The 625-nt window shown below is 66.4% G+C and carries 1 protein-coding gene; it reads left to right on the top strand.

Annotated elements, in window-relative coordinates:
- Window positions 1–233 precede the first annotated feature (233 nt).
- The coding region (locus tag L6Q67_RS23990; RefSeq protein ID WP_296576165.1) for a metal-dependent hydrolase at window positions 234–625 on the top strand (392 nt) is incomplete at its 3' end.

Here is a 625-nt window from a genome sequence, read left to right as displayed (position 1 = left end):
AGAGCGGAAGCAGCAGCGCAGCGAGGACGACAAGCGCCCGCGCCGGGGCAGGATGGCCGGCTGTGCTGGGGTTTTCGGCGACGGTTTCGAGCATGTCATCCTCCGTCGGAAAAATTAATGACTCGATAGTCAGTAACTTACACGCAAGCCCCGGGCACGGCATTGCGCCAGATCAAAGGCCGGGGCCGCGAGCGGTAGAATCGCGCTCCTTTCCCCTTTGCGTCCGTCGCGCCATGCTGCCCGCTCCCCATCTCAAATATCTGGCTGGTTATCCGGCGCACCTCGTCACCCAGGTCGGCGAGGTGCTGGCCCGGGGCGAGCTGGGCGACATCCTGCGGGACAAGTACCCCCAGCCCCACGGGGTGCGCAACGACGGCGCGCTGTACGACTACGTGGGCGAGCTGAAGGCGCGTTACCTGCGCAACGCGCCGCCGCTATCCAAGGTGGCCTGGGACGGCAAGCTGCAGAACATCCACAACGCGCTGGGCACCCACACGCGGGTGGCGCGGGTGCAGGGCGGCAAGCTGCGGACCAAGCGGGAGATCCGCATCGCCAACCTGTTCCGCGAGGCGCCGGAGGAATTCCTGCGGATGATCGTCGCCCACGAGCTGGCTCACCTGAAGGA

Source organism: Zoogloea sp., assembly GCF_023150065.1.
Lineage (GTDB): Bacteria > Pseudomonadota > Gammaproteobacteria > Burkholderiales > Rhodocyclaceae > Zoogloea.
This window is presented reverse-complemented; position numbering and strand designations above follow the sequence as displayed.